The 26,678-nt window shown below is 61.6% G+C and carries 27 protein-coding genes; 15 read left to right on the forward strand and 12 right to left on the reverse strand.

Annotation, left to right across the window (positions count from 1 at the left end; all coding sequences use genetic code 11):
• Positions 1-58: 58 nt before the first annotated feature.
• The 6 genes from fdh3B to RXV90_RS01545 form a co-directional block, all read right to left on the reverse strand.
• Positions 59-655 (reverse strand): formate dehydrogenase FDH3 subunit beta, encoded by a 597-nt coding sequence (fdh3B, locus tag RXV90_RS01520; protein ID WP_316646462.1) that lies wholly within the window; start codon positions 653-655, stop codon positions 59-61.
• Between the two features lie 18 nt (positions 656-673).
• Positions 674-3,571 carry a formate dehydrogenase subunit alpha gene (locus RXV90_RS01525; protein WP_316646463.1) on the reverse strand — a complete coding sequence of 966 codons (2,898 nt, stop codon included), beginning with the start codon at positions 3,569-3,571 and terminating at the stop codon, positions 674-676.
• Positions 3,572-3,639: 68 nt separating this feature from the next.
• Positions 3,640-3,831 (reverse strand): twin-arginine translocation pathway signal protein, encoded by a 192-nt coding sequence (locus RXV90_RS01530; protein WP_316646464.1) that lies wholly within the window; start codon positions 3,829-3,831, stop codon positions 3,640-3,642.
• A gap of 70 nt (positions 3,832-3,901) precedes the next feature.
• On the reverse strand, positions 3,902-4,519 hold the full coding sequence (locus RXV90_RS01535) for a TorD/DmsD family molecular chaperone (protein WP_316646465.1): 618 nt from the start codon (positions 4,517-4,519) through the stop codon (positions 3,902-3,904).
• A gap of 99 nt (positions 4,520-4,618) precedes the next feature.
• Complete coding sequence (locus RXV90_RS01540; RefSeq protein ID WP_316646466.1) at positions 4,619-5,335, reverse strand: DUF3306 domain-containing protein; 717 nt, start codon at positions 5,333-5,335, stop codon at positions 4,619-4,621.
• Positions 5,332-5,907, reverse strand: a complete 576-nt coding sequence (locus RXV90_RS01545) for a DUF3305 domain-containing protein (RefSeq protein WP_316646467.1) — start codon at positions 5,905-5,907, stop codon at positions 5,332-5,334. The genes RXV90_RS01540 and RXV90_RS01545 overlap by 4 nt, the downstream gene beginning before the upstream one ends.
• 102 nt (positions 5,908-6,009) lie before the next feature.
• On the opposite strand from RXV90_RS01545, the gene RXV90_RS01550 reads away from it, so the two are divergent.
• Positions 6,010-7,977 carry a 4Fe-4S binding protein gene (locus tag RXV90_RS01550; RefSeq protein ID WP_316646468.1) on the forward strand — a complete coding sequence of 656 codons (1,968 nt, stop codon included), beginning with the start codon at positions 6,010-6,012 and terminating at the stop codon, positions 7,975-7,977.
• 14 nt (positions 7,978-7,991) lie between these two features.
• Here the strand turns inward: RXV90_RS01550 and RXV90_RS01555 are convergent, their stop codons facing one another.
• Positions 7,992-8,810 (reverse strand): hypothetical protein, encoded by an 819-nt coding sequence (locus RXV90_RS01555; protein ID WP_316646469.1) that lies wholly within the window; start codon positions 8,808-8,810, stop codon positions 7,992-7,994.
• Positions 8,811-8,912: 102 nt separating this feature from the next.
• Here RXV90_RS01555 and RXV90_RS01560 point away from each other — a divergent pair, with 102 nt between their 5' ends.
• From RXV90_RS01560 to RXV90_RS01575, 4 genes are read left to right on the forward strand one after another with little or no spacing between them, the layout of a single operon-like run.
• Positions 8,913-9,119 carry a DUF6494 family protein gene (locus RXV90_RS01560; RefSeq protein ID WP_316646470.1) on the forward strand — a complete coding sequence of 69 codons (207 nt, stop codon included), beginning with the start codon at positions 8,913-8,915 and terminating at the stop codon, positions 9,117-9,119.
• Positions 9,112-10,191, forward strand: a complete 1,080-nt coding sequence (locus tag RXV90_RS01565) for an Mrp/NBP35 family ATP-binding protein (RefSeq protein WP_316646471.1) — start codon at positions 9,112-9,114, stop codon at positions 10,189-10,191. Before RXV90_RS01560 ends, RXV90_RS01565 begins: the two co-directional genes overlap by 8 nt.
• A gap of 4 nt (positions 10,192-10,195) precedes the next feature.
• On the forward strand, positions 10,196-10,936 hold the full coding sequence (locus RXV90_RS01570) for a biotin/lipoate--protein ligase family protein (protein ID WP_316646472.1): 741 nt from the start codon (positions 10,196-10,198) through the stop codon (positions 10,934-10,936).
• Positions 10,933-11,412, forward strand: a complete 480-nt coding sequence (locus tag RXV90_RS01575; RefSeq protein WP_316646473.1) for a DUF6505 family protein — start codon at positions 10,933-10,935, stop codon at positions 11,410-11,412. Before RXV90_RS01570 ends, RXV90_RS01575 begins: the two co-directional genes overlap by 4 nt.
• Here RXV90_RS01575 and galE read toward each other — a convergent pair.
• From galE to RXV90_RS01590, 3 genes are all read right to left on the reverse strand, one after another.
• Complete coding sequence (gene galE, locus RXV90_RS01580) at positions 11,409-12,395, reverse strand: UDP-glucose 4-epimerase GalE (RefSeq protein WP_316646474.1); 987 nt, start codon at positions 12,393-12,395, stop codon at positions 11,409-11,411. The two genes, RXV90_RS01575 and galE, sit on opposite strands and share 4 nt — an antisense overlap.
• A gap of 126 nt (positions 12,396-12,521) precedes the next feature.
• The gene (locus RXV90_RS01585) at positions 12,522-13,496 is read right to left on the reverse strand and encodes a 2-hydroxyacid dehydrogenase (protein WP_316646475.1); all 975 of its coding nucleotides are present in this window, start codon (positions 13,494-13,496) and stop codon (positions 12,522-12,524) included.
• A gap of 11 nt (positions 13,497-13,507) precedes the next feature.
• Positions 13,508-15,295, reverse strand: a complete 1,788-nt coding sequence (locus tag RXV90_RS01590) for an IlvD/Edd family dehydratase (RefSeq protein WP_316646477.1) — start codon at positions 15,293-15,295, stop codon at positions 13,508-13,510.
• A 121-nt stretch (positions 15,296-15,416) separates the two neighbouring features.
• On the opposite strand from RXV90_RS01590, the gene RXV90_RS01595 reads away from it, so the two are divergent.
• Positions 15,417-16,298 carry an NAD(P)-dependent oxidoreductase gene (locus RXV90_RS01595; RefSeq protein WP_316646479.1) on the forward strand — a complete coding sequence of 294 codons (882 nt, stop codon included), beginning with the start codon at positions 15,417-15,419 and terminating at the stop codon, positions 16,296-16,298.
• Positions 16,295-17,272, forward strand: a complete 978-nt coding sequence (gene denD, locus RXV90_RS01600) for a D-erythronate dehydrogenase (RefSeq protein WP_316646480.1) — start codon at positions 16,295-16,297, stop codon at positions 17,270-17,272. The genes RXV90_RS01595 and denD overlap by 4 nt, the downstream gene beginning before the upstream one ends.
• A gap of 13 nt (positions 17,273-17,285) precedes the next feature.
• Here the strand turns inward: denD and RXV90_RS01605 are convergent, their stop codons facing one another.
• Together RXV90_RS01605 and RXV90_RS01610 are read right to left on the reverse strand one after the other, a co-directional pair.
• Complete coding sequence (locus RXV90_RS01605; RefSeq protein ID WP_316646481.1) at positions 17,286-17,795, reverse strand: RES family NAD+ phosphorylase; 510 nt, start codon at positions 17,793-17,795, stop codon at positions 17,286-17,288.
• Between the two features lie 20 nt (positions 17,796-17,815).
• Positions 17,816-18,466 (reverse strand): GntR family transcriptional regulator, encoded by a 651-nt coding sequence (locus RXV90_RS01610; protein ID WP_316646482.1) that lies wholly within the window; start codon positions 18,464-18,466, stop codon positions 17,816-17,818.
• A 206-nt stretch (positions 18,467-18,672) separates the two neighbouring features.
• On the opposite strand from RXV90_RS01610, the gene RXV90_RS01615 reads away from it, so the two are divergent.
• The 8 genes from RXV90_RS01615 (at position 18,673) to RXV90_RS01650 (ending at position 26,676) form a co-directional block, all read left to right on the forward strand.
• Positions 18,673-19,692: a TRAP transporter substrate-binding protein gene (locus RXV90_RS01615; protein WP_316646483.1), complete on the forward strand. Its 1,020-nt coding sequence runs from the start codon at positions 18,673-18,675 to the stop codon at positions 19,690-19,692.
• 72 nt (positions 19,693-19,764) lie between these two features.
• Positions 19,765-20,580, forward strand: a complete 816-nt coding sequence (locus RXV90_RS01620) for a TRAP transporter small permease subunit (protein ID WP_316646484.1) — start codon at positions 19,765-19,767, stop codon at positions 20,578-20,580.
• Complete coding sequence (locus RXV90_RS01625) at positions 20,573-22,171, forward strand: TRAP transporter large permease (protein ID WP_316646485.1); 1,599 nt, start codon at positions 20,573-20,575, stop codon at positions 22,169-22,171. The genes RXV90_RS01620 and RXV90_RS01625 overlap by 8 nt, the downstream gene beginning before the upstream one ends.
• 12 nt (positions 22,172-22,183) lie before the next feature.
• Positions 22,184-23,122 carry a phytanoyl-CoA dioxygenase family protein gene (locus tag RXV90_RS01630; RefSeq protein WP_316646486.1) on the forward strand — a complete coding sequence of 313 codons (939 nt, stop codon included), beginning with the start codon at positions 22,184-22,186 and terminating at the stop codon, positions 23,120-23,122.
• Positions 23,123-23,134: 12 nt separating this feature from the next.
• Entirely contained in the window at positions 23,135-23,986 is an 852-nt protein-coding gene (locus RXV90_RS01635; RefSeq protein WP_316646488.1) for a shikimate dehydrogenase family protein, read from the forward strand.
• The gene (locus RXV90_RS01640) at positions 23,979-24,857 is read left to right on the forward strand and encodes a phytanoyl-CoA dioxygenase family protein (RefSeq protein ID WP_316646489.1); all 879 of its coding nucleotides are present in this window, start codon (positions 23,979-23,981) and stop codon (positions 24,855-24,857) included. The genes RXV90_RS01635 and RXV90_RS01640 overlap by 8 nt, the downstream gene beginning before the upstream one ends.
• 17 nt (positions 24,858-24,874) lie before the next feature.
• On the forward strand, positions 24,875-25,762 hold the full coding sequence (locus RXV90_RS01645; RefSeq protein ID WP_316646491.1) for an NAD(P)-dependent oxidoreductase: 888 nt from the start codon (positions 24,875-24,877) through the stop codon (positions 25,760-25,762).
• Entirely contained in the window at positions 25,759-26,676 is a 918-nt protein-coding gene (locus RXV90_RS01650; protein ID WP_316646492.1) for a sugar kinase, read from the forward strand. Before RXV90_RS01645 ends, RXV90_RS01650 begins: the two co-directional genes overlap by 4 nt.
• Positions 26,677-26,678: the final 2 nt, after the last annotated feature.

Here is a 26,678-nt window from a genome sequence, read left to right on the forward strand (position 1 = left end):
CCGCGGTGTTGGCCGCGACGTCCCGAATGCGCGTGGCGCGAGGGCCTTTGGGGCGGCGTCAGCCGCCCTTCTGGCCGTAAGCCGTGCCCCAGCCCCAGGCGCCCGAGCCGAAGCCACGGGCCACGACACGCTCGCGGTAGATATCCGAGACCGTATCGCCGTCGCCGGCGAGAAGCGCCTTGGTCGAGCACATCTCGGCACAGATCGGAAGCTTGCCTTCCGCGATCCGGTTGCGGCCGTACTTCTGGAACTCGACGGTGGACATGTCCTCTTCCGGGCCACCGGCGCAGAAGGTGCACTTGTCCATCTTGCCGCGCGACCCGAAGTTGCCCGCCTGCGGGAACTGCGGCGCGCCGAAGGGGCAGGCATAGAAGCAGTAACCGCAGCCGATGCAGAGATCCTTCGAGTGAAGGACCACACCGTCATTGGTCTGATAGAAGCAATCGACCGGACACACCGCCATGCACGGCGCATCCGAGCAATGCATGCAGGCGACCGAGATCGACCGCTCGCCTGGCTTACCGTCTTCGATGGTCACGACCCGGCGCCGGTTGATGCCCCAGGGCACCTCGTGCTCGTTCTTGCACGCGGTAACGCAGGCGTTGCATTCGATGCAGCGCTCAGCGTCGCAGAGGAATTTCGCTCTTGCAGCCATTTTTCTTCATTCCTCCCTTTACGCCGACCAGATCTTGCAGAGGGTGGCCTTGGTCTCCTGCATCTGCGTCACGGAGTCATAGCCATAGGTCTGCGCGGTGTTGCAACTTTCCCCAAGAACGTATGGATCCGCCCCCTCGGGATATTTCGATCTTCGATCTTCGCCCTGCCAGTGGCCACCAAAGTGGAATGGCATGAAGGCAACGCCGGGTGCGACCCGTTCGGTGAGCATGGCCTTGACGAGGACCTTGCCCTTCTCGGGACCTTCCACCCAGACATCCGCACCGTCGCGGATGCCAAGGTTGTTGGCGTCCCGCGGGTTCACTTCGACGAACATCTCCTGCTGGAGTTCGGCGAGCCACGGGTTGGACCGGGTTTCGTCGCCGCCGCCCTCGTACTCCACCAGTCGCCCGGAGGTGAGGATGATCGGATACTCCTCGGAGAAGTCGTTCTTTTGGATCGACGAGTACATCGTCGGGACCCGCCAGAACTTCTTGTCGTCGTAGGTTGGGTAATCGGCCACCAGATCGCGGCGGTTCGAATACAGAGGCTCGCGATGCAGCGGCACGGGATCCGGGAAGGTCCAGACCACCGCGCGAGCTTTCGCATTGCCGTAGGGCGCGCAGCCGTGCTTGATCGCCACCCGCTGGATGCCGCCAGAGAGGTCGGTCTTCCAGTTGGTGTTCGGCCCCGCGACGGCGTCGATTGACGCGCGTTCCTCGTCGGTCAGATCACCGTCCCAGCCGAGATCCATGAGCATCTGCATGGTGAACTCGGGATAACCGTCCTGGATCTCCGATCCGACAGGCGCAACGCCCTCGGCGAGCAGGTTGTCGCCGTCACGCTCCACCCCGAAGCGGGCACGGAAGCCCATGCCGCCATCGGCAACGCGCTTGGAGATGTCATAGAGGTTCGGTGAGCCCGGGTGATTGAGTTCGGGCGTGCCCCAGCTTGGCCACGGCAGACCATAGTAGTCGCCATCTGCCGGCCCACCGTTCGCACGAAGCGTCGTGCGGTCGAAGGTGTGCTGGTTCTCCATGTGCTTGCGAAGACGCTCGGGCGACTGGCCGGTGTAACCGATCGTCCACATGCCGCGGTTGAACTCGCGGGTGATGTCTTCGATCAGAGGCTCGTCGCCGTTGAGGGCGATGTTCCGGAAGATACGGTCGGTGAAACCGAACTTGTCGGAGAAGAGCTTCATGATCTCGTGATCGGTCTTCGATTCGAAGAGCGGATCGATCACCTTCTCGCGCCACTGGAGCGACCGGTTCGACGCGGTGACCGAGCCGTAGGTCTCGAACTGTGTCGTGGCGGGAAGAAGATACACGCCATCCGTGCGGTCGTTCATGATCGCGGTGACCGTCGGGAATGGATCAATCACGACCAGCATGTCGAGCTTCTCCATCGCCGTCTTCATTTCCGGCAGACGGGTCTGCGAGTTCGGCGCGTGGCCCCAGAAGACCATGGCCCGGGTGTTGTCGGGCTGGTCGAGGTTTTCCTTGGCTTCAAGGACACCATCGATCCAGCGGGACACCGGAATACCGCGCTCGTTCATCATGACGAGATCGGCGCCGTCCTGGCCGCCGCCGGGCTTGGTGCCGAAGCGGCCCTTGAGCCATTCGAGATCTTCTTCCCAGACCCGGGCCCAATGCGCCCACGATCCGGGTGCGAGGCCATAGTAGCCAGGCAGCGTATCGGCAAGAACGCCGAGGTCCGTTGCGCCCTGCACGTTGTCGTGGCCGCGGAAGATGTTGGTGCCGCCACCGGAGGTGCCCATGTTGCCGAGGGCAAGCTGCAGCACACAGTAGGCACGCGTGTTGTTGTTGCCGTTGGTGTGCTGGGTGCCGCCCATGCACCAGATCACTGTGCCGGGACGGTTGTTGGCAAGCGTGCGTGCCACGCGCTCGAGCTGGGAGCCCGGCACGCCAGTGACGCGTTCCACCTCTTCCGGCGTCCAGCGGGCGACCTCTTCCTTGATCTGATCCATACCCCAGACGCGGGTGCGGATGAATTCCTTGTCTTCCCAGGAATTCTCGAAGATGTGCCAGAGGATACCCCAGACTAGCGCCACGTCAGAGCCCGGACGGAAGCGTACGTACTCATCGGCATGGGCGGCCGTACGCGTGAAGCGCGGGTCGCAGACGATAAGCGGCGCGTTGTTTTCTTCCTTCGCCTTCAGGATGTGAAGAAGCGACACCGGATGTGCCTCGGCAGGGTTGCCGCCGATCAGGAACATCGCCTTGGAGTTGTGGATGTCGTTGTAGGAGTTGGTCATGGCGCCGTAGCCCCATGTATTCGCAACACCCGCAACGGTCGTAGAGTGACAGATCCGCGCCTGGTGATCGATATTGTTGGTGCCCCAGTAGGCCGCGAACTTGCGCAGGAGATAGGCCTGCTCGTTATTGTGCTTGGCGGAGCCCAGCCAGTACACGCTGTCCGGCCCGCTTTCTTCGCGGATCTTCAGCATCTGGTCGCCGATTTCGTTGATCGCCTCTTCCCAGGAAACTTTCACCCACTCGCCGTTGACGAGCTTGGTGGGGTACTTCAGACGGCGCTCGCCGTGGGCGTGCTCGCGGACTGCCGCGCCCTTGGCGCAGTGGGCGCCGAGGTTGAACGGGCTGTCCCAACCGGGCTCCTGCCCCGTCCAGACGCCGTCCGACACTTCGGCGATCACAGTGCACCCCACCGAACAATGCGTACATACGGTTTTGACGTTCTTCACCGCATTGGCGACGGCCGATTGCGCCTCGGCCTTCTGGACCATGCCGCCTGTCGCGCCGAAGGCCGCGAGGCCACCGACGGCGAGGCCGCTGGTACGGAGGAATGAGCGGCGGTCGACGCGCTTTTCGCCGACACGGGCCAGAAGGCCTTCCCGGGCCTTGGGCCGCGCGACGCTGTTTGTCTTCTTCCTGAGCATCTTGTTTTTGTTCCCTATTGAGTTGGCGCCGGCCCGTTCGGGCCCTGCGCTTCCAAGGTACCGCGCGGTCAGAACCTGGCGCTGTCGAGGTAGGCTTTCACATGCGCGGTCATACGAAGACCGCTGCCCTCTTCGACCGGCTCTGCCGCATCGGCTTCGGTCGCAGTCACTGCCGAAACCGCCGCTGCCGGAGCCGAAACACTCATGAGCTTCAAGAAGCCCCTGCGGCTTTCGCCTGTCTTTTGATCCGGTTTTTTCACGTCTTGCGCCTCCTCTTTCAGCCGGGCGTCCCCGACCTGTTCGCTTGCCGGGCGTCCCCGGCCATTTCCGTCAAGCCGCACTGTCGCCGGCCATCTTGAATGCTTCCTTCTCGACCTCCATGAAGATGCGCCCGATGGCACCAACGGGAGTGTAGAACAGCGAGTTTTTCGCGCCCTCGAGATCAGAGAAGAAGTGGCGGGCCCAGGGCCCGATGTGAGCGTTCCAGAAATCCCGCTGCTGCCAGAGCGGCAGGGGATCGCCAAAGCGCCCGGTGATGAGCCCCGCCATCATCTCGCAGAGCGATCCGATGTTGTCTTCGGGCTCGAAAACGTCCGGGGCGCGCTCGATCCCGAGCCGCGCCATATCACGGCGCAGAACGGCGAGCGGTTTCTCGTTGAGAAACCCCGTCATGTAGAAACTTGCGAAGGGCAGAAGTTCGCCCCGCCCCACCCCGATGAAGAGGCGGTTGAATTCGCGTTCGACGCCGGCAGCACTCTGCGACGTCGCGACCCGCGTCAGGGCCGTCACAGCCTCCCCGATCAGCGAATCGTCGCCCTCAAGCGCACGCGTCTTTTCGATCATGTCCTGGGACGGCGGACGCGCCAGCAGCGCGCCAAGAAAATCATAGAGATCGGCCCGCAGCCGATCTTCTTCGGTAACCTCGACTTTGCCAGTTCGGTCTGTCACCAAGCCTCCCTTCCTGGCGTCCCTTTTCGGGTTTCATCAAAGTTACTCGGTATGCAGAGGAATGCAAGAGTCTCGCGCACCGCATGGTTGTATTTCGGTTCACGCTTCCGGGAGGGTAAACGTCATGCGGCGGCGCGTGGGGCGCGGCGTTTCGTCTTGGGGTTCGGGCGCATCTCGTGCAGCGGCTTGTTCAGATGGCGTGATATCCTCCCCTGCCCCCCCAGCCTCCGGCTCCGTTGAGCGCGCATCGTCGTTCTCGCCAGGGGCATCGGGGGCGCGCGTGTTTGCACTGTTCAAGGTGTCCTGTGCACCGGCATTTTTTTCCGGCTGCGTCTCGGGACGTGCACTTTCCTGCATCTCGTTCGTGCCCTGCGAGACCAGGCCCTTACCCACTTCGTACAGGGTTTTCAGAGTGCCGGGTGGAACGAACCCGCCTGTGAAATCGTCGTCGTAGTCGTTCAGCCCGTCGAGCACCGCAAGCGTAGGGTTCGAGCGCCACAGGCGGCGCAGGGCCTTGCGGCGCAGGAACTCGGGAACACCGGCCTGCATGAAAGGCTGGAAATCATCACCCTTCTGCAACGTGGCCGGATCCGGAAGACCCAACCGCGCGAGGATCTCGGCTTCTTCCTCCGGCTTTTCCGGCTCCGGAGGTGGAAGCGACTCGCTTTCAGGCGGACGCGGTGCGGCGCCGGTTGGTTCGGTCGCCACCGCGCGCTCGGTGCCGGGCGACGGCCGCGCGGGTTCGGGTTCTTTGCTCACGGCCCCGCGCTTTCGGCGCGACCAGCGTGACAGGAAGCCGTCGGAGCCGTCGGTCACGATGGTTTCCTCTTGATCGAAGACGGCGCGCGGTAGACATCGGCCGGCTGACGCACGCGTGCGTCGCCGATTCCGTCTTCCTTAAGGTCTTCAAAGTGGCGTTTGCGCTTGCGCTTCACGAATTCCTCGTCGACATGGTGCCGCTTCACGAAATCATCCACCCAGGCGGCGAGCCCGTCGGGCATCGGGATCGCCTCGACGATATCCTCGCCGTTGTCGGCATAATCCTGTGCCTCGTATGCCGAGACCGTGACGAGAAGCAGTTCCGGCCGATCATTTCCGCCGTCGCGATCGGCCCGCATGATTACCCAGCACAGAGGCGGCGTGTTCGCTAGCGCCGGAATGTAAGCTTCGGTTTCAGACCGGTGGAGCGTGAGGTCCGCGGTTGCGGCATGGTATTCCACAGCATCACCCTCTCGGCGGAGTTCGACCCAGTCGGCAGACGCCGCACCGGGCAGCACAGCGGTTGCGCGCCATGACCACTTTGCCCAGCGGGTTACACCCGGAGCGCGGCGGACGACGACGCCCACTGGCAGGCTGACACTGCGTTCTGGCGCTCGATCACTGCTCATCTTGTCCTCCCCGGGCCACCTCACTAGGTTTTGGCCGGACCGGATTATTGCGGCGGGCAACGCAGGTGTCCAGCAGCAGTTCGGCAGGGATCGGGAGGAACGATGACAAAGCTGTTGCTGTGTGATTGCGCAGGCACCCAGACGCTTGACCGGGAGGGGATCGCGAAGGCCACCGGGCTGGCTTGCTCGAAGATCCATACCGGGCTTTGCACGAGAGAACTTGACCTTGCCGCCGAAGCGCTGCGCGGTGGCGATGTGATCGTTGCGTGCCAGCAGGAGGCGGACACCTTCGAGGCCCTGGCGGAGGAAGTGGGGGCTAACACACCCCTGACCGTGGATATCCGGGATCGGGCCGGATGGTCCGACGAAGGCGCAAGAGCCACCCCGAAGATTGCGGCCCTTGTCGCGGCCGCGATTCTGGAACGGCAGCCGGAGAAGACGATTGATGTTTCAAGCGAAGGGCTTTGCCTCGTGGTGGGAGCGGAAGATGTGGCGCTGCCCTTGGCAGAGCGGCTTTCCGAGACGCTTTCGGTCACCTGTCTTCTGCCGGAACCGGCGGATATCCTGCCCGGCACGCAACGAAATTTCGACGTCATCGCGGGGCGCCTGAAGTCTGCCACGGGAAGCTTCGGCGCATTCAAGGTGACGATCGATGCCTATCAAGGCGCGCGGCCCGGCGGGCGCGGCCCGCTGTCATTCTCGGAGCCGATGAACGGGGCGTCGTCACAGTGTGACATCATCGTGGATGTTTCCGGTGGCGCGGCGCTTTTCCCCGCACCCGAGAAGCGCGACGGATACCTTCGCGCCGATCCGGGTGACCCGGCGGCCGTGGCGCGGGTCGGCAGTGAGGCATCGGGTCTTGTTGGCACCTTCGAGAAAACGCTGCACGTGGCGGTTGAGCCGACTCTATGCGCCCATTCCCGCGCAGAGCAGACGGGATGCACCCGATGCCTCGACCTCTGTCCCACAGGTGCGATCAGCCCGGCGGGCGATCATGTGGAGATCGATCCGATGATTTGCGCGGGCTGCGGCGCCTGTTCGTCCGTATGTCCCTCTGGTGCGGTGAGCTTCGACGCGCCGGCGGTGGCCGATACCTTCCGGGCGTTGCGGTTGATGGCGGAACGGTTCATTGCCGCGGGCGGCACCCTGCCCCGGCTGCTTGTTCATGACGATGGCCACGGGCGCGAGATGATCGCGCTTTCGGCCCGTCTGGGACGCGGGCTTCCCGCAGATGTCGTGCCGTTCGAGATCGCTTCGGTCGGGGCATTCGGCCACGCCGAGATGGTTGCTGCACTGGCTTCGGGCTTTGGTGCCGTACACGTCCTGTTGTCCCCCAAGAGCGAGCGAGATCCGGCGGAACGCGAACTCGCCCTCGCCAGGGCTTTGCTGGGAGGCGCCGGGTGGCCCTATGAGGCCGTGCAACTTCTGGATCTGAACGACCCAGATGCGCTTTCCGACCAGCTTTACGGGCCCCGGCCGAAGGTGCCGCAGATCGAGCCGATCTTGCCCCTTGGCCCCCGCAGAGATGTCACACGGCTCGCGACACGGGCGCTTGCAGGCGGGCCCGAAGCCGCGCCTTTTGCATTGCCCGAGGGTGCGCCATACGGCGCCGTTCTTGTCGATTCCGAGGCCTGCACCCTTTGTTTGTCCTGTGTCGGGCTGTGCCCGTCGGGCGCGCTCGACGACAACGCAGACAAGCCAGAGATCCGGTTCAAGGAAGACGCCTGTCTGCAATGCGGTATATGTGCCACGATTTGCCCTGAAGACGCGATCACGCTGAAACCGCAGATGGATTTTTCGGAGGCGGCGCTGACGCTCAGGGTTCTGCATGGGGAAGAACCCTTCGCGTGCATCGAATGCGGGGCACTCTTTGGCGTGAAATCGACGATCGATAAAATCGTAGAAACGCTGGCGGGCAAACATTCGATGTTCACAAACTCGGATAACGCCCGGCTGATTCAGATGTGCGACGACTGCAGGGTAAAAGCGCAATACCATTCCGAGGGTTCGCCGTTCCGGATGGGCGATCGGCCGAGACCGCGCACCACGGACGACTATCTGAAGAACTGAACGCGTGCGGACTTTCAGCGCTGGCTGATCGGAGCGCCAAGGTCCTTGGGCCGGATCGTCGCCGCATAGGCGAAGATCGCCTCGATATCCTCCAGCGTGATTTCGATCGGCGCGATATGCGGCGGGAAATCCGGATCGAAAGGTTCTGTCAGACCCTCGACCTGTGTGAATGAGGGGTGCGGGTTGGCCGACCAGAAGGCCTGGAAAAGATCGCGCCAGTTCTCACGGGAGCGGATCGCAGCAAAAGATGGGGTGGAGCCGATCCCGTCCATCCGGTTCTTTTCGCTCACGACATGGCATCTTCCGCAGTGGAAATGCGCAAGACGGTCGCCTTCCATCGCGTCGCCCTCTGGCTCGGGGATCGGTGGTGCCGCGACCTTGATGGCGCCGGGGATGAATGCCGATCCGTCCGGCGCTTCGAACGTGGCGACCGTACGCTGGCCGATCTCGCCGGTTAGCCAATCGGCAAATTGTTCGGCATGGGCGCGGTTCTCCGCTTCGGGCACTAGGACGATCACGTAGGAGCGGGAGGGTTCCGTTTCCTTGAAGAATGCCGCCTTCCGGCGGTCGGCCCGACCGGCATCGAGAAGCCGCGACGCTCCTTCCGCCGTGAGGATCAGGGCTTCGGCTTCTTCGATCAAGGCATCCGGATCACCCGTGAGCAGGCTTGGACGAACGCCGTGTTTGAGTGCGAACCGGGGCAGGATGTAGTCGACAAGTCCCGTCTCGGCGACGACGCCGTCCACCGCAAGAACGAAGGTTTTCCCTTCAGCGAGAGCCGCCTGAGACAACCCCAGCCAGGCCGCGATGGTGATCAGTGTCGCGCGAAACATGGCTTCTCCCTTGTCCGACTTGCACCTTTGACCCATTTCCCTCAGAGAAAGCCAAAGCGCACGGGATCGCAAGCCGTGCAGGAATCTCGGGAGGAAAGTCAGGTGAGTGACGACTTCAACATGTCGATGCGCAAATTCCTCAAACAGGTCGGCGTCACATCTCAGCAAGAGATCGAGAAGGCCGTTCGCGCCGCAAAGGCGGACGGTAAACTTGATGAAGAGAGCGTGCGGGCACGTGTGGTTCTAAACATCGACGGTCTTGATCTGACGCACACTGTTGAAGGTGACATTCAGGTGAAAGATGTCTGACAAGACACTGACAAGAGAGGACGTTCTGGCGCAACTCAAGCGGATCGTGAACCCGACGACGGGCACCGATCTTGTGGCGTCCGATATCATTCGGGCGCTGACGGTCGATGCCGGCAAAGTGCGCTTCGTGATGGAGGTGGATCCGGCCCATGGAAAGGCCATGGAGCCGGTGCGCGAGGCCGCCGTGAAGGCCGTGGAGGCGCTTGCGGGAGAAGGCAACGTGCAAGCAATGCTGACCGCGCATTCCGCGCCGAAGCCGCCGCCGGATCTGAAGATCGGGCGCCATCCAACCCAGCAGGCCGGCCCCCAGAAAGTGCCGGGCGTAAACGCGATAATCGCCATCGCTTCTGGCAAGGGCGGCGTCGGGAAATCGACCGTTTCGGCGAATCTCGCCGTGGCGCTCGCCGCCGAGGGCAAGAAGGTCGGGATGCTAGACGCCGATGTATATGGGCCGTCGCAGCCCCGGATGCTTGGAATCTCCGGACGCCCGGCGTCGCCTGACGGGAAGACAATCCTGCCTCTTCGGAATCACGGCGTAACGCTTATGTCGATCGGGTTGATGACGAAGGAGGACGAGGCCGTCGTCTGGCGCGGGCCGATGCTGATGGGCGCGCTGCAGCAGATGTTGGGGCAGGTGCAATGGGGTCAGCTTGACGTGCTGATCGTCGACCTGCCGCCGGGGACCGGCGACGTACAGATGACGCTGACCCAAAAGGCCGAGGTGACTGGAGCGATCGTGGTATCTACGCCGCAGGATATTGCATTGCTTGACGCCCGCAAGGCACTGAATATGTTTGAAAAATTGGGAACTACAGTGTTCGGAATGATCGAGAACATGTCGACCTATGTTTGCCCCAACTGTGGGCACGAGGCGCATATATTTGGTCATGGCGGAGCCAAGGCGGATGCGGAACGACTGGGTTTGCCGTTTCTTGGTGAAATTCCGCTTGATCTGGAAATCCGGACGGCAGCGGACGGCGGCGCGCCGATCGTTGCTTCGAAACCGGCGAGCCCGCAGGCGCAGGCGTTCCGAACGCTGGCGCGGAAACTGATCGGGGACGGGGTGGTCTGATTCAATGGCCGCCCTGCCCGGAACGGAAGAGGTGCCAGAGCCGTCCCTGCCGCCGCTCTTTAGCGGAGAGGCGGCTACAGCGCCCTTTGACGCCGCGATTGCGGCGGCTCGGGATGGAACCGACCCGGGGCTGATTACCTATAACATCCCGCCTGATCATCTTTCCGCCGCGCTAGTTCTCGCGCCGGAAGCACCGCTGGAAGACGCCATGGCCATGATTCTCGCGGCTGCCAACGGGTTTGCCGATGCCTTCGGCGCATTGGCCCCGTCAGAAGTGGCCTGCCAATTCGATTGGCCGGGCGGCCTTCGCATCAATGGTGCGCGTTGCGGGGCGCTTCGGGCCTTGGCATCGACTGGCGATCCGGCTGCGGAGCCGGATTGGCTGGTGGTCGGCCTCGACGTTCCGTTCTTCGCCGAGGCCGAGCGGGAGCCGGGCGAAACACCAGACCGGACCACGCTTTGGGAAGAAGGATGTTCGGAGATCGAGCCCTTACGGCTTCTCGAAAGCTGGTCGCGACACACGCTGGTCTGGATTCACGAATGGCTCGATAACGGGATACCGCGTTTGCATCGCGACTGGATGGGCCGGGCCTTTTCTGTCGGCGAGACCGTGACGGTCGATCTGCCCACCGGGACGGAAAGTGGTGTCTTCACCGGGCTTGACGAGCGGGGTGGTCTGCTTCTGAAACAGGGGGAAGCAATGCGGCTCCTGCCGCTTAGCGCCATGCTGGAAGGGAGCAAATGAAGAAACTCGCGCGTACGATCCATTTCGATGAAAGCGATCAGAACATCTTTTCGCGCCCTGCCGACAGCGGGGAATGGGCAATCCCAGGCGGGTTCGAGTTTTCGAACTGGTCGGAGGCGGATCTGACGGGCAAGGCGCGGCAGGCCTTCGCCAATGGCTGGTTGTCGATCGATAGCTTCGGGCGGGCGACGCTGGTTGCAGTGGCACAGATCGAAGACACTGAACTGGCTGACTTGGCCGACCGTCTGGCCGATCATTTCGTGGCAATCTACGGTGCCCCGGATCGCGAGACGGCGCGGCCTCATGCAGTCGAGGAACTTGCTTATATGCAAGATCTTTGCGCCGATCACGATCCGAATACGTTGCTTGTCGTTTCGCGGGAACTGACCGAAAGCGGTGTTAAAGAAAGCTTCCGCGCGATCATACCGTCCGATGCCGAACTCGACATCGTGGCGGTGCATGGATCGGTCGACTAAACGCGCCCCGCCGCGAGCTTCACGTCCCAGTCATAGGCCGATCGCACCACGTCTGCGAGGGGGCGCGGCGGAGGAACCCAGCCGAGCCGCGCACGCATCCGACCGACATCGGCGACCAGCGACGCGGGATCGCCCTCTCTGCGAGGCCCGGTCTGAACGTGGAAATCCACGCCGCTGACGGTCTTCACCGCCTCAATCACTTCCCAGACAGAGTAGCCGGAGCCGTAGCCGCAATTCAGGATGCCACTTTCGCCCCCTGCCCTAAGATCTTCCAAGAGCGCGAGATGCGCTTCGACGAGATCGCAGACGTGAATGTAGTCGCGGATGCATGTGCCATCAGGCGTGGGGTAGTCGGTGCCGAAAACGGTGATGCCGTCGCGCTGCCCGAGCGCGGCCTGGCAAGCGACCTTGATCAGGTGCGTGGCCGTCTTCGTGGTGTGCCCTGTACGCCCTTTCGGATCAGCCCCCACAACGTTGAAGTAGCGCAGAATACCGAAACGCATAGGGCTGTCCTCCGCAACCTCGGTGAGTGTGCCTTCCGTGTCGAGTTTTGTTTGCGCGTAGGGGTTTACCGGGTGACATTCGAGTGTCTCCGTTAACGGGCCAAGTCCGGCCATTCCGTAGACGGACGCCGTTGACGAGAAGATGAAGCGTTCGACCCCAGACGCGGCAGCGGTTTCGATCAGGCGGCGCGAGACCTCAGTGTTGCGCTCACGATAGAGGTCCGGGTGTTCGACGCTTTCCGACACGACGATCAGCCCGGCGAAATGCACGACCTCCCGGATGCCATGCTCTTCGATCAGCCGCGCCACAAGCGCCGTGTCGCCGGCATCGCCCTCGACGAAAACCGCAGCTGGAGGCACGAGTTCGCGGAAGCCGCGTTCGAGCGTATCGAGCACCAGGAAGGGAATGCCACGATCCGCAAGTGCCCATGCCATGTGGCTTCCAATATAGCCGGCACCTCCGGTCACAAGGATGGTCATATCTGCCTTCCGTGCCCAGGTTCCTGCATAGAAGCGGCCCTTCCTGTCTTCCCTGCCGGAAAGAAACACCCATTGCCCCGATGCACAATGCTTTGGCCAACCAGGGGTGTGCGATTTCCCCCGGCGCTAGGCCACTGCTTCATTGAGACCACGACATTCCGGTACGGGCGTATGGACGCGCCCTTCATCCAGAAAGCGAATGAGGTTGTCACAGGTCAAATCCCCCATTGCGCGCCGGGTTTCCACGGTTGCGCTTCCGACATGGGGGGTGAGTACGACCTGCTCCATCGCTTTGAGAGCATCCGGAATCTGGGGCTCATCCTCGAACACATCGAGCCCGGCCCCCCCAAGCCGCCCTTCCGACAAAGCGGCGACGAGAGCAGCCTCGTCGACGACGCTGCCGCGCGCAACATTAATGAGAATGCCTTCGGGTCCCAGCGCATCGAGTACTTCGGCGTTCACGAGGTGCCGTGTGCCCGCCCCGCCCGGCGTAATGCAAATCAGGACATTTGACGCTGCGGCGAGCTCGACAGGTGATTCCACATAGGTGTGCGGCACGTCCTTCGGGCTGCGTGCGTGATAGAGAACGCGGGCATTGAACATTTCGGCCCGGGCGGCGATCGTCTGCCCGATGCGGCCGAAGCCGAGGATCCCGACCGTCTGGTTCTGCACGCTGCGCGTGAGTGGAAACGCGCCCTCGCGCTCCCAGGCTCCGGAGCGCGCCCAGGCATCGGCGGGAATGAGGCGCCGGCTGACCGCAAGCCATAGGAGGATCGCGGTATCGGCAACCTCGTCGTTCAAGACATCCGGTGTGTGGGCGACGATCACCCCTTGTTCCGCCAGTCCCTTGGCGTCGATGCCGTCATAGCCGACGCCATAGCTTGAGACGACCTTGAGGTTGGGGAGGAACTCGACAGGAGCCGGTGTCAATCCGTGATGCCCGTCGGTGGAGACCGCCGTGAACCGCGCCCCCTCGCGCGTGAGGAAGGCGGTCTGATCCGCCTCATCAAAGAGGGAGTGCACCGTGAATCGCGTTCTCAGACGGTCCATCATCCGGTCGGTGACACGGCCGATCAGCAGAAGGTCGGGTTTGTCGGTCATGAAGTGTCGCCTCAGTGATTGTCGCGCGGGAGTGTTTTGGCAGCGATGTCGCGATACGCATCTGCCCCGCGCAGTGTCATCCCCTCCGAGAAGGGGCGCACCCGGTCGCGGAAGATCTCCTGCCATGGGGTCTGGCTTTCCGGGGCGAAGGGACGCTCGGGAAGAGCCGCACGCCGGGCCTCGAGTTCCGCGTCGTCGACCAGCATGTTGGCCGTGCCCTTCCTAAGATCGATACGCACCCGATCGCCTGTTTGCACCAAGGCAAGCCCGCCCCTGTCCGCGGCTTCCGGCGAGGCGTTCAGGATCGATGGGCTGCCGGATGTGCCGGACTGGCGCCCATCACCGAGGCAGGGCAGCGAATGAACGCCTTTCTTCAGGAGATACGCGGGCGGACGCATGTTCACGACTTCCGCCCCGCCCGGATAGCCAATCGGGCCGGCACCGCGCATGATTAGAATGGAATGCTCATCGATACCCAGAGCTTCGTCATCGATCTTTATGTGGTAGTCCTCGGGACCGTCGAAGACAAAGGCGGTGCCTTCGAAGGCGTCCGGGTCATCCGGGTTGTTGAGGTAACGATCCCGGAACTCCGCCGAGATCACGCTTGTCTTCATGATGGCACTGTCAAAGAGGTTGCCCTTGAGATTCAGGAATCCGGCGTTTCGCACCATCGGGGTATCGACGGGTTTGATCACATCGTCATTCGTGATCGCGACGCCGTTGCAATTCTCCTCCATCGTCCGACCATTCGCGGTTATTGCTCCGGGATGCGGCAAGAGCTTGGCTTCCAGCAGACGCGCAATCACGCCGGGGACGCCGCCGGCCCGGTGATAGTCTTCACCCAGATATTCACCTGCCGGCTGGAGGTTCACGAGGAGCGGCACTTCGTATCCCAGCCGCTGCCAGTCGTCATTCGTGAGCTCGATCCCGAGATGGCGCGCAATACCGTTGAGATGAATTGGTGCATTGGTCGAGCCGCCGATCGCGGAATTGACGACAATCGCGTTTTCGAATGCCTCGCGTGTCATGATGTCGGAGGGCCGCAGATTTTCATGCACCATGCTAACGATCCGTTTTCCGGTTTCGTAGCTGATCTGGCCGCGTTCACGGTAAGGCGCGGGAATGGCCGCAGATCCCGGGAGCTGCATACCCAGCGCTTCGGCGAGTGAGTTCATCGTGGTCGCTGTGCCCATCGTGTTGCAGTAGCCGACCGACGGTGTCGACGAGGCCACGAGATCCATGAACCCGTCGTCGTCGATCTCGCCGGCCGCGTGCAATTCTCGCGCTTTCCACACGATCGTGCCCGATCCGGTGCGTTCGCCCTGGAACCAGCCATTCAGCATCGGGCCGACGGAAAGCGCGATAGCCGGGATGTTTACGGTCGAGGCCGCCATCAGGAGCGCAGGCGTGGTCTTGTCGCAACCGATCATCAATACAACGCCGTCGATCGGGTAGCCGTACAGGGTTTCGACCAGAGAGAGATAAGCAAGGTTCCGGTCGAGCATCGCGGTGGGGCGTTTTCCGGTTTCCTGGATCGGGTGCACCGGGATCTCGATCACCGTGCCGCCCGAGGCGATGACGCCGTCGCGCACGCGTTTCGCGAGTTCGATGTGGTGACGGTTGCAAGGCGAGAGATCGCTGCCGGTCTGTGCGATGCCGATGATCGGTTTGCCCGACTGGAGCTCTTCCCGCGTGAGCCCGTAGTTCAAGTAGCGCTCGGTATAAAGCGCAGTCATCTCTCGGTCGTCTGGATTGTTGAACCAATTCTGCGACCTGAGTTTGGGCCCCTCTTTCACCATTGGATGTCCTTTCAAGGTGAACCGCTGGCGCGCTATGCGCCGGATCTGGGATCAGGCCTAGTAGAATGGTTCGGCTTTTTCTAGGGTGCGCGCGTGCATATGCCATGGGGGGAGGATTGCGATGGCGCGACAGGTGGCCTTGCTGGGGACTGGCCTGATGGGAACGCCCATGGCGCGCAATCTTCTGAAGGCCGGTTTCGCTGTCAGGGTCTGGAACCGGACGCGGGCAAAGGCAGAGCCTCTTGCGGATCACGGGGCGGATATTGCGGACAGCGCGGTATCAGCCGTGCGTGGTGCGGATGTGGTGATCTCGATGCTGAGCGACGGGGCGGCGACACAGGCGCTCATATCGGAGGACGCTGTACGGGCCGGGCTGAAGACCGGTTCGATCTGGATCGAAATGAGTTCCGTCAGACCCGCCGAGGCACGGGCGCAGGCCGAAAGCCTGTCAGTCATCGGTGTTCAACACATAGATGCACCCGTCTCCGGAGGGACGGCGGGTGCGGAAGCGGGAACACTTGCTATCATGGCCGGGGGGCAGGCAAACGCCCTCGCATCCGTCGAAGATGTGCTGTCGGCGATGGGCCGGCCAGTACGTGTCGGGCCTTCGGGTGCCGGACAACTTGCGAAGCTCGCCAACCAGGCGATCGTGGGCGTAACGGTCGGGGCCGTGGCGGAGGCAATGCTGTTTATCGAGAAGGGCGGCGGAGATCCGGACGCAGTGCGCGCGGCGTTGAAGGGCGGGTTTGCGGACTCGACCATTCTGCAAGAGCATGGCGCCCGGATGACCGTACGGAATTTCCTTCCCGGCGGCCCCGCCAAATTCCAGATCAAGGATCTGGGGAACGTGCTGGAGATTGCGGACGGCCTCAACATGACGCTCCCCCTCGTGGCCGCAATGCGCGAGCGGTATGTGCGGCTGACCGATGACATGGGCAAAGGCAATGACGACATCTCTGCCCTCTTCCTCGAACTCCTCGACATGAACGGGATCGCACCATGACCAAGGTACTCATCATCGGCGGCGGCGGAATGGTCGGACAGAAGCTGGCCCACCGCATTGCACGCAGCGGCTTGCCAGGGATGGCGGAACCCGAGGTCACTCTCTACGACATAGCCTTCCCCGACACAGGTGCGCCCGCGCATCACAGGATCACCGGCGATCTTTCCGCGCCCGGCGCGGCAGAGGCGATCGCTGAGCTTCGGGCGGATGTTGTCTTTCACCTTGCGGCAATCGTTTCGGGGGCTGCCGAAGCGGATTTCGACCTGGGGTGGCGAATAAACGGACATGCTTTCTGGGCATTTCTCGAGGCGATGCGCACGGTCAACGAAGCCTCGGAAGGAGATTATCGCGCGAAGGTGATCTTCACGTCTTCGATCGCGGTGTTCGGCCCCCCCTATCCCGACAGGATCGGCGATGAGTTTCTGGCGTCTCCGCAAACCTCCTACGGCGCGCAGAAGGCAATGGCAGAGATTCTATTGCAGGACTACAGCCGCAAGGGGTTTGTCGATGGTTTGTCGATCCGGTTGCCGACGATCTGCGTTCGTCCAGGAAAGCCCAACAAGGCAGCGTCGTCGTTCTTTTCCGGAATAATCCGGGAACCCCTGGCCGGACAGGAGGCGATCCTGCCGGTGCCGCGGAGTGTCCGGCACTGGCATGCATCGCCCCGGTCCGCTGCCGGGTTTCTGTCGCATGCGGCGGGGCTCGACTTCGATGGTCTCGACGGCCGCCGGGTACTGAACCTGCCGGGCGTGAGTTGCACGGTCGAGGAACAGATCGAGGCCCTGCGTGAGGTCGCGGGATCGAAGGTTGTGGAGTTGATCCGAGAAGAGCCGGATGAGACGATTCAGAGGATCGTCTTCGGATGGCCGCGCAACTTCGACCCCGCCAGGGCGATTGAGCTTGGGTTTACTGCCGACCAGAGTTTTCGTTCGATCATCGACACGTATATCGCCGAAGACATGCCGCGAGATTGATTGACCGGGGTATTCAGCCCCATTTAGGCCCGTCCAGTTTGGGAGCAGCCATGGCGACCGGACCTCGGGAGACGAGACGCGGCGCGCCGGGCGCGTTCCATCGAAACAGGACGACGTGCCAGCCGCCCGGGATATGCCGCGACCTGTCAATCAGCCCGTCGGCTCCCCCAAGGCGCGCTCGCTCTGCCGCATGCCACGAAGGCGGTGTCCTGCCCTCTGCCAGAGCTGTTCGCCATGGGAGATTCGATTCATCCGGATCTATGCCTAGTGCGGCACAGGCCGCCCAGTCGCGCTGATCGACGATCCAGGCCGCGTCGAGGTCGACCGCAACGATCAGGCGATTGCTCTTTTCCTCGCGCATGTAGCCCGAGACCGCGATTCGAGCCCAATCCAGTTTGGGGCTCATATAGATCGCAGGCTCGCCCGGTGCGTGGTATCGCCCGGCGCTTTCTGGAGCCGGAGCAGACAGGGCGTGATCCACCATTTCGGGACGCACTGCGCGATAGAAGCGACCGCTCACCATGTGAAGGTGAGGCCTGCCGCTCACTCCTCGGGCCTTAGATTGCGTTTCAGATGGTCGTAGACCGCCTTGCGGCAAGCTTCGGTGTCACGCGACAGGGCCGCGTCCAGGATCGCCTGATGCTCGATTATGATGGCGCGGAAGTAATTGCTGCCGAAATCGCGTTCCTGGCTGACCATCTGCTGACGGAACTGAAGGTAAATCGATTCGTAGGTTTCGCGCAGAAGGGGCGATCCGCAGCCGGAGATCAGCACCTTGTGGAACGTCCATTCCGCATCGGACCAGTGGGACATCAGGGGATCGACATCCCCCGAGCGGGCGATCTGAGTCTCGATATGGCTGAGGGCATGATGCGCGGCAGACAACTGTGCCTCCCACGCGACGCCACCATGTTTCATGGACAGGGCTGCGCCTTCCTGTTCGAGAAGAATGCGGAAGCGCGTGACGTCATGGCGCTGCTCCGGAGAGGTCGCGCGCGCGCGGAATCCGCGCTGCATCTCGAATTCGACGAGCCCGACCTTGGAAAGCCGCAGGAGCACGTCGCGCACAGTGTTGGCAGAGCATCCATAGGCGCCCTGAAGTTCTCCTGGCTTGAGCTTTACCCCCGGACTCAATCGGGCCGTCACTAGTTTGTCCCTTAGATCCCGATAGATATCAGGCGTTTCAATGCGCATTTGCGTCCCCACTCATCAGTCTAATGCTAACGGGGAATTCTGCATATCGTCAATAATTTTGAAATTTCGGAGATTTTCAAGGAAAGCTTGGCAGGGTGAATATCAATTGCTACCCTTTGTGCCAGCGCGTCCTACGAGATGGCTCTTCTAGAGTTGCGTCGGCGCCGCACACTAAGAAACTAAGAACGCGTCCAGGGAGGACTCAAATGACTTTCAAAAAACTGACGGCGGCCGCCGTCAGCACTGCGGTGCTTATGATCGGCAGTGCCGCCTATGCACAGACCACTACGCTGCGTATCCAAACGCATTACGGCCCCGAGCAGACCTCCGGCAAGCTTGCGCAAGAATTTGTTGACAACGTCCAGACAATGTCAAATGGCGAAATCCAAATCGAGATGTTCTATTCGTCCTCGGTTGTGGGTTCGGTTGAAACCTTCGACGCCGCTGCCACGGGTATTCTCGACTGCGACATGACGGGTGGTGGATATCAGACCGGCAAGAACCCGGCGTTTCAGTTCGTCGGTGACATCATGGGCGGCTATGACGACCCCTACCAGCAACTATCTTGGCTATATTACGGCGGCGGGCTCGAAGCCGCGCAGCAGCTTTACAACAAGTATGGCATGCAGCTTGTCGGCTGGTGGGTCTATGGCCAGGAATCGCTGTCCTCCAAGACACCGATCGCAGGTGTCGAGGATCTTGAGGGCTGGAAATTTCGGTCCCCCCCGGGGATGGAAACCAAGATCTTTGAAAAGCTGGGCGCTGTACCGGTCGTGATGGACTTCACCGAGGTCTTCACCGCGGTTGAAACCGGCATCATCGACGCTGCCGACTATTCGGGTTTGGCCAACAACGAGTCTATCGGACTTTACGATCTAGTGAAGCATGCCAACTATCCCGGTTTCCACTCGATGCCGTCCGATCACCTTGCTTGCAACAAGTCGGTCTGGGACGCGATGCCTGAGCACCACCGCCGAATTATGAACGTGGCGATGGAATCTCTGGCGTTACGCACCGCGCTGCAATTCCAGGTTCTGAACACCGAGGCCGCCGCGCGCCTGCGCGAGCAGGGCATCACGCTTCATGAGTGGTCATCTGAAGATCGTCAGACCTTCCGGACAGCTGCCCAGCAGACCTGGCCAGAGTTCGCCACTAGCCCAGAGGCCGAGGCGTTGGTGGAAAGCCACCTGAATTACCTCAGCCAGCTGGGCCTGGTGTCTGAGTAGGGCTGCGCATTCGGACCATGAAATAGATAGGCCCCGCTTCGGCGGGGCCACTTTTCAATACTTGGGGAGCGGATGAGCAGGGATTTTGACAGCAGAAGTCGTGGTTCGATTGACGAATGGCTGGTGCCGCTGGCCTTCATCATTCCTGCCGCCTGGGTCGTCTGGCGCGTTCCAGGATTCATTCTCACTTTTGGAGGCGGCACGGACTCGATGGGCAACCGTTTCCCTGTCGCGGGCTTGATTGACTGGGTGGCGCTAGCGCTCTTGCCGATCATGTTTATTGTTGGCCTTCTCACTGTGAAGCGCGCCCACATGGAATTCGAAGATTGGGGCGCATTCGACCGTGTGTCGATTTTTATCGGACGGATCACGATGCTCTTGGTCGTCATCCTCGTTGCCGTGATGGGCTACGAGGTTTTCATGCGTTATGTGATCGAGGCACCGACAGTATGGGCAACCGAGCTGAGCCTCTGGATAGCCGGGTTCATATTTCTGTTTAGCGGCCTCTACGCGATGCAGCAGCGCAGCCATATCCGAATCTTCCTTCTCTATGATGTTCTGCCGCGTGGACTTCAGAAGCTGTGCGACACGATCTCGGCTGTCCTAATTGTCGTCTTTGCGATCGCACTGATCTATGGCGGCTTCGGCGAGGCCTACGACAAGTTCCTGCGCTGGGAGACTTTCGGCACCGCGTTCGATCCACCGATCCCGGCGACGTTGAAACCGCTTGTCCTGATCATCGTGTCATTGGTTGCAATACAATCGGTTGTGAACCTGATCCGCGACTGGAAGCGCGCGCCCGAGCATCACACCGCCGCAGATGATATTGACGAGGAAGAGATCGCCAAGATGAAGAAGATCCTGGGATCGGACGACGACAATGTTTGATATCGGCACGATTTCGCTCGTCCTGCTGTTTGGGCTTATGTTCCTTCTGGCCATCGGGATGCCCTTGGGCTTTGCCTCTGCGATCCTCGCGGTGGCTGTGATGGTCATGCGCTTCCCGCCTGAAATCCTATTCCGCGAGTTCGGCACCGGACCGATGAACATCCTCGCGCAGCGGATGTACGGCCTGTTAACAGGCTACGTGCTCATATCGATACCATTATTCATATTCATGGCCGCATTATTAGAGCGATCTGGGATCGCCAAAGATATGTATTCGTCGCTGAACTTCTGGCTAAGCCGCACCCGGGGCGGGATCGCAATTGTGACCTCGCTGATGGCTGTCGTCATGGCCGCGATGTCGGGCATCATCGGTGGCGAAGTAGTGCTTTTAGGTCTGATCGCACTGCCACAGATGCTGCGTCTGGGCTACAATCAGAACCTCGCTATCGGGACGATCTGCGCGAGCGGGTCGCTGGGCACAATGATCCCGCCTTCGATCGTACTGATCATCTACGGCCTCGTGACCGAAACCTCGATCAAGGCACTCTTCACAGCCTCATTCCTTCCGGGCTTCATGCTGGCCACCATGATCATACTCTACATCATCGTGCGCACACAGATTGACCCCGCGCAAGCGCCTCTGCCCGACCCGGTACCCGGCGACCCCGTTGGCCCCGAAAAGGGCCTCCAGTTCCTCGGTTTCCTCGCGATCCTCGTGGCTGGCTTCTCTACAGCGCTTTTTCTGCGCGCAGCCTTCTTCACCATCACGGGGCAAAACGCCCTCATTGAAGGTGTCGATCCGATCAAATATGGCACGCCAGATTACCTGCCGTGGTTCGGAGGCGCCGTCGTTCTGGCACTTGTGTTGATCTTCGGCATCCTTGGTCGCCAGCGCTGCGCAAGTTCGTGGAAGCACGGCAAGGGGCTCGTCGCACCAATCGTCGTGATCGGCGTGGTCCTAGGTTCGATCTACGGCGGCATCACCGGGATCACAGAAGCCGCCGGGATGGGCGTTGTCGCGGTCTTCCTGATTTCGGTCTTCCGAGGCGAGGCAAGCCTCGAGCTCGTCTGGGACAGCCTTATGAGGACGCTAAAATCTACTGGGACGATCATCTGGGTCACAATCGGCGCGACGGCGCTGGCGGGTGCTTACACCATCGCGGGCGGGCCGACCTATGTGGCGAACCTGATCACCGGGGCCGAGCTTCCGACGATGGGCATTATCCTTTTCATGATGATCATTCTTCTATTCATGGGTGCGTTTATGGATTGGGTCGGTATAGTACTGCTGATCATTCCGGTCTTCCTGCCGATCATCCTGCGCCTGCCCATCAACGAGATTGGCTTCTTCGGAGAGCTTCAGCCGAAATATGTAGCGATCTGGTTTGGCGTCGTATTTTGTATGAACATGCAGGTTTCCTTCCTATCGCCGCCGTTCGGACCCGCCGCCTTCTACCTCAAATCGGTGGCGCCCCCGCATATTTCGCTGACTGATATCTTCCGGGGGTTCCTACCGTTCATTTGCATCCAGATCCTGGCGCTGTCGGTGCTTCTGATCTGGCCACCGATCATCGAAGTTCTGCTGGACTAGGCCCGGCCTGCGATGCTGTCCCGGGACCAATGTGACCACTTTCGCCGGCACGGGTACCTCGTGATCGAGGATGCTCTGGATGAGCGCGTATTGGAGCCCTTGCGTTCCGAGTATCACGGGCTGATGGACCGGCTTTATGCCACGTGGGCAGCAGAAGCGACTTTACCCGATGCAGAGAGCTTCGAGGAGAAGTTGATCGCAGCCTACCAGGCCGGGTTCGACTGGTTCCAGCCGATGGATATATCGCTGCCCGGCGACCGGATCGAAGCGGATACACCGATGCACCTCGGAGCGGCCGTGTTCGATCTGGTGACGGCCCCGGAGATCCTCGACATCGTCGAGGACATCATCGGCCCGGAAATCACATCAAACCCGATCCAGCATGTTCGGATCAAGCCGCCCTCAGGAATGCTCGCCGCTGATGAAGTGCGGGCGCATGTGGGCGGAACGGATTGGCATCAGGATCGCGCCGTGGCGCTGCAAAGCGCGGATCTCACTGACATGATGACGGTCTGGGTGGCGATAACGGACGCGACGATCGAGAACGGTTGTCTCCAGGTCGCACCCCGACTTGCGGATAAAATCCTGCCACACTGCCCTTACCGGCAGACGGCGATTGCGCGAGGTTTCGTAGATGAAAGCGCAGGCGTTCCACTGCCTGTTCGGGCGGGTGGGATCGTTCTGATCGACCCGATGCTGCCACACGCATCGTTGGAAAACCGGTCAGATGGCATCCGATGGTCGTTCGATCTGCGTTACAGCCGCACCGGTCAGCCAACGGGGCGGGATCACTTCCCGGATTTCATTGCGCGGTCGGCCGAGTCGCCGGGGACGGAACTCCGGGATTGGCAGGTTTGGAAGATCATGTGGGAGACGGCACGCGAGAACCTCGCCGCCACACCCCATATCGACATTCACCGGTGGAGTTCATCTTCGCCGGTGTGCGCGTGAGGCGCGCGCGTCGTGCCCGTCGTCCGGGGTGGACTCATAGGGGATCACATCGGGGCCTCCTGTCTCTCCCGGGCACTTGAATTACTGGGGGCGGGGCACGGGATCGAGATCGCGTTCATCCCGATCGACACCGCCGAGCGTCCCGACTTCGACTTCAATGCCTGCGTGAACGATAAGCGGGCTTCGGGATGGACAGGGGTGACCATCACCCATCCGTGGAAACCCGCCGCCGCCGCTTATGCCGGAAGCGCCATGGCCCCGGAGGTTGCAGCACTCGGCGCAGCAAATACGCTGATATTCGAGCCAGACCTTTCCGGTCACAATACAGACTTCTCCGGGTTCCTTTCCGCCTGGGAAGCCGTGATGGGTGGGGCCCCGGGGAAAGTTGCTCTTGCAGGGGCCGGTGGCGTGGCGCGGGCGATAGGTCCGGCACTGGCGAAACTCGGGGCGGAACGGATCTTCGTCTGGGATCCCGAGAACACGCGAGCGCGTGCGCTGGCAGAACAACTTGGTCCCGTTGCAGAAGCGATCGACATGCGGAATGCACCGGACGCCATTCGCGCAGCCGACGGGCTTGCAAACGCGACAACTCTTGGGATGGGATACAGGGGCGGTACAGCGTTTGATCCGGATCTGATCGGCCCTCAATCATGGGCCTTTGACGCGGTCTATACGCCCACTGACACAGCTTTTCTAATGGCGGCCGGGGCTGCGGGCCTGAAGATACTGAGTGGGTTTGACCTGTTCTGCCACATGGCTCTCGGAACATTCAGGCTTTACAGCGGCGCCGCTCCCGATCCGTCCAGCGCACTCCCATTGCTCGCGCAGTTACGACCCCGTCCGGAGGAGACCGAACGTGCCTGAGTGCCTGTCACAAGAGCAGATCAATGCGTATCGCGAAACCGGCTATCTGGTTCTGGAAGGCCGCGTGCCGACCGAAGCAATCGATGCGATCCGGGCCGAGATCTCGCGTTTCGAGGAAGAGGCGTGCGGACTTGAAGCCTCGAATGACCGGCTTGATCTGGAAGACAGCCATCGGCCCGAGGCGCCACGCCTGCGCCGCATCAAGCTGCCACACAGGATCAGCCCTCCTGTAAACGAGTTGATGACGAGCGATGCGATCCTTGCACCAGTGCGGGACCTGATCGGGCCGGATCTGCGGTTGCACACCACGAAGCTTAACATGAAATCGGCCGGCCACGGTGCGGCCATTGAATGGCATCAGGATTTCGCGTTTTACCCGCATACGAACGACGATGTTCTCGCTGTTGGTCTGATGATCGACGACATGGCCGAAGAGAACGGGCCTCTGATGGTTTTCCCCGGATCACACCGGGGGCCGATCTACGATCATCACGAGAACGGCGTGTTCGTCGGGGCCATGGCGCTTTCGGAAAGCGGCCTCGACATGTCAGACGCGGTCACGCTGACCGGACCCGCCGGATCGATCAGCATACACCATGCGCGGATAATCCACGGGTCTGCCCTGAACACCTCGGCCCGGGACCGGCGTGTGCTGTTCTATGAGATCATGGCGGCCGATGCCTTCCCGATCATGGGAGGCATGACGCGGTTCGACGGCATCGAGGACTACAACAGCCGCATGCTGTGCGGGGCCCCTACCCTGACCCCACGCGTCGTTCCGGTACCCATCCGGATCCCGCAGCCGCAGCCCGACGCGGCGGGTTCGATCTACGAGATACAGAGCGGGCTGACGGCCCGCGCGTTCAACTGAGCCGAAGGAGCCGAGAGATGTCGCAGCCAAGGATTGGATTTGTCGGTCTCGGCATGATGGGCGCGGCGATGGTGGGCCGGCTGCAGGACAAGGGCTATGCCGTGACGGTTCTCGGGAACCGTACCCGCGACCGGATCGAAGCCGCCGTCGCGCGCGGTGCCGTGGAAGTTCAATCCGGCAAGGACGTGGCCAAGACATCGGACATCGTGATGCTGTGCATGGGCACTTCCGAGCAGGTTGAAGCGAGGATGGAAGGGCCCGAAGGGGTGATCGAGGGTCTAGGCCCCGTTACCGTGGTGATCGATTTCGGAACGTCGCTTCCGGAGTCGACGAAACGGCTGGGGGCATCGGTTTCCGCGAAAGGCGGCACCTATCTGGATGCCCCTCTCGGCCGTACACCGGACCACGCAAAGGACGGGCTTCTGAACATCATGGCCTCGGGCGACAAGGCCGCGTTCGACCGGGTGCGGCCTGTTCTGGACGACCTGGGAGAGAACGTCTTTCACCTTGGCCCGCTTGGTTCGGGCCACACGATCAAGCTGATCAATAACTTTTTCGCGATGACGACGGCGAATGCGATTGCGGAGGCCTTTGCGATGGCGGATCGAGCCGGAGTGCCGAGGCAAGGACTTTACGATGTGATGTCAGCTGGTCCCCTCCACTCCGGAATGATGGATTTCGTTGCAGCATACGGTCTGAACAATGACCCAGAACGGCTGGCCTTCTCGGTTCAGAATGCCGCGAAGGATCTTGGCTACTATCGCCGCATGGCTGAGAACCTGGGGGCCGATACGATCATGTCGGCCTGTGCGAACGCCGCGCTTCAGGACGCGGTGGAGGATGGCAGGGGCGATCACCTCGTGCCGCAGATGGTTGATTTCTTCGTCAAACGGTTCGGTGCGTGAGCGGGCCGATCTCCATAGCAGCGATCGGCGAAGCGATGGTCGAGCTGTCGCTCAGACCTGAAACGCCGGACCGTGCGGGACTGGGCTTTGCGGGCGATACGCTTAACACGGCCATATACCTGAAGCGTGCCGCACCGGAGTTCGAAGTGGCCTATGTCACGCGACTGGGAACGGACAATCTTTCTGATCGGATGATCGAGATGATTGCGTCTGAAGGGATATCAACCGGGTTGATCGGGCGCGATCCGTCGCGCGCCCCCGGGCTCTACGCTATTTCGACCGACGAGAGCGGCGAAAGATCGTTCAGCTACTGGCGCGACACCTCAGCCGCCAAGCGGCTTTTCTCAGAAGAACCTCCGTCGATCGAGGCCCTTTCAGGTTTTACGGTGATCTACGCGTCCGCAATCTCCCTGGCCGTGATTTCGCCCGAAGCTCGGTCAGACCTGTTCCGCTGGCTCACTGGGTTTCGGGAACGCGGAGGACGCTTTGCCTTCGATTCGAATTTTCGCCCCGCACTTTGGCCTGACCGCAGAACTGCCCAATCCGAGATCGAAAAGGCTTGGAGGATGGCCGATATCGGGTTGCCATCAGTCGATGACGAGATGGCGCTGTTTGGTGATCATAATGCCGAGGACGTCTTGACCCGACTTCGCGAATGGGGCGTTTCACGGGGTGCCCTGAAGCGCGGCGCCCATGGACCAGTGGCAATTGACGGGTCCGATGCTGGCCCGTTTGCGACCGTGCGGAAGGTTGTCGACAGTACCGCAGCGGGTGATAGCTTTAACGCCGCCTATCTTGCGGCGCACCTGGAAGGGCGACCGGAACGGGAATGCCTGATAGCAGGGCACACGCTGGCCACGCGGGTGATCGGTGTGCCGGGTGCTATCCTGCCAAGGGAACAACCGGGGATTTGAAC

This window comes from Ovoidimarina sediminis, assembly GCF_032586175.1.
Classification (GTDB): domain Bacteria; phylum Pseudomonadota; class Alphaproteobacteria; order Rhodobacterales; family Rhodobacteraceae; genus Ovoidimarina; species Ovoidimarina sediminis.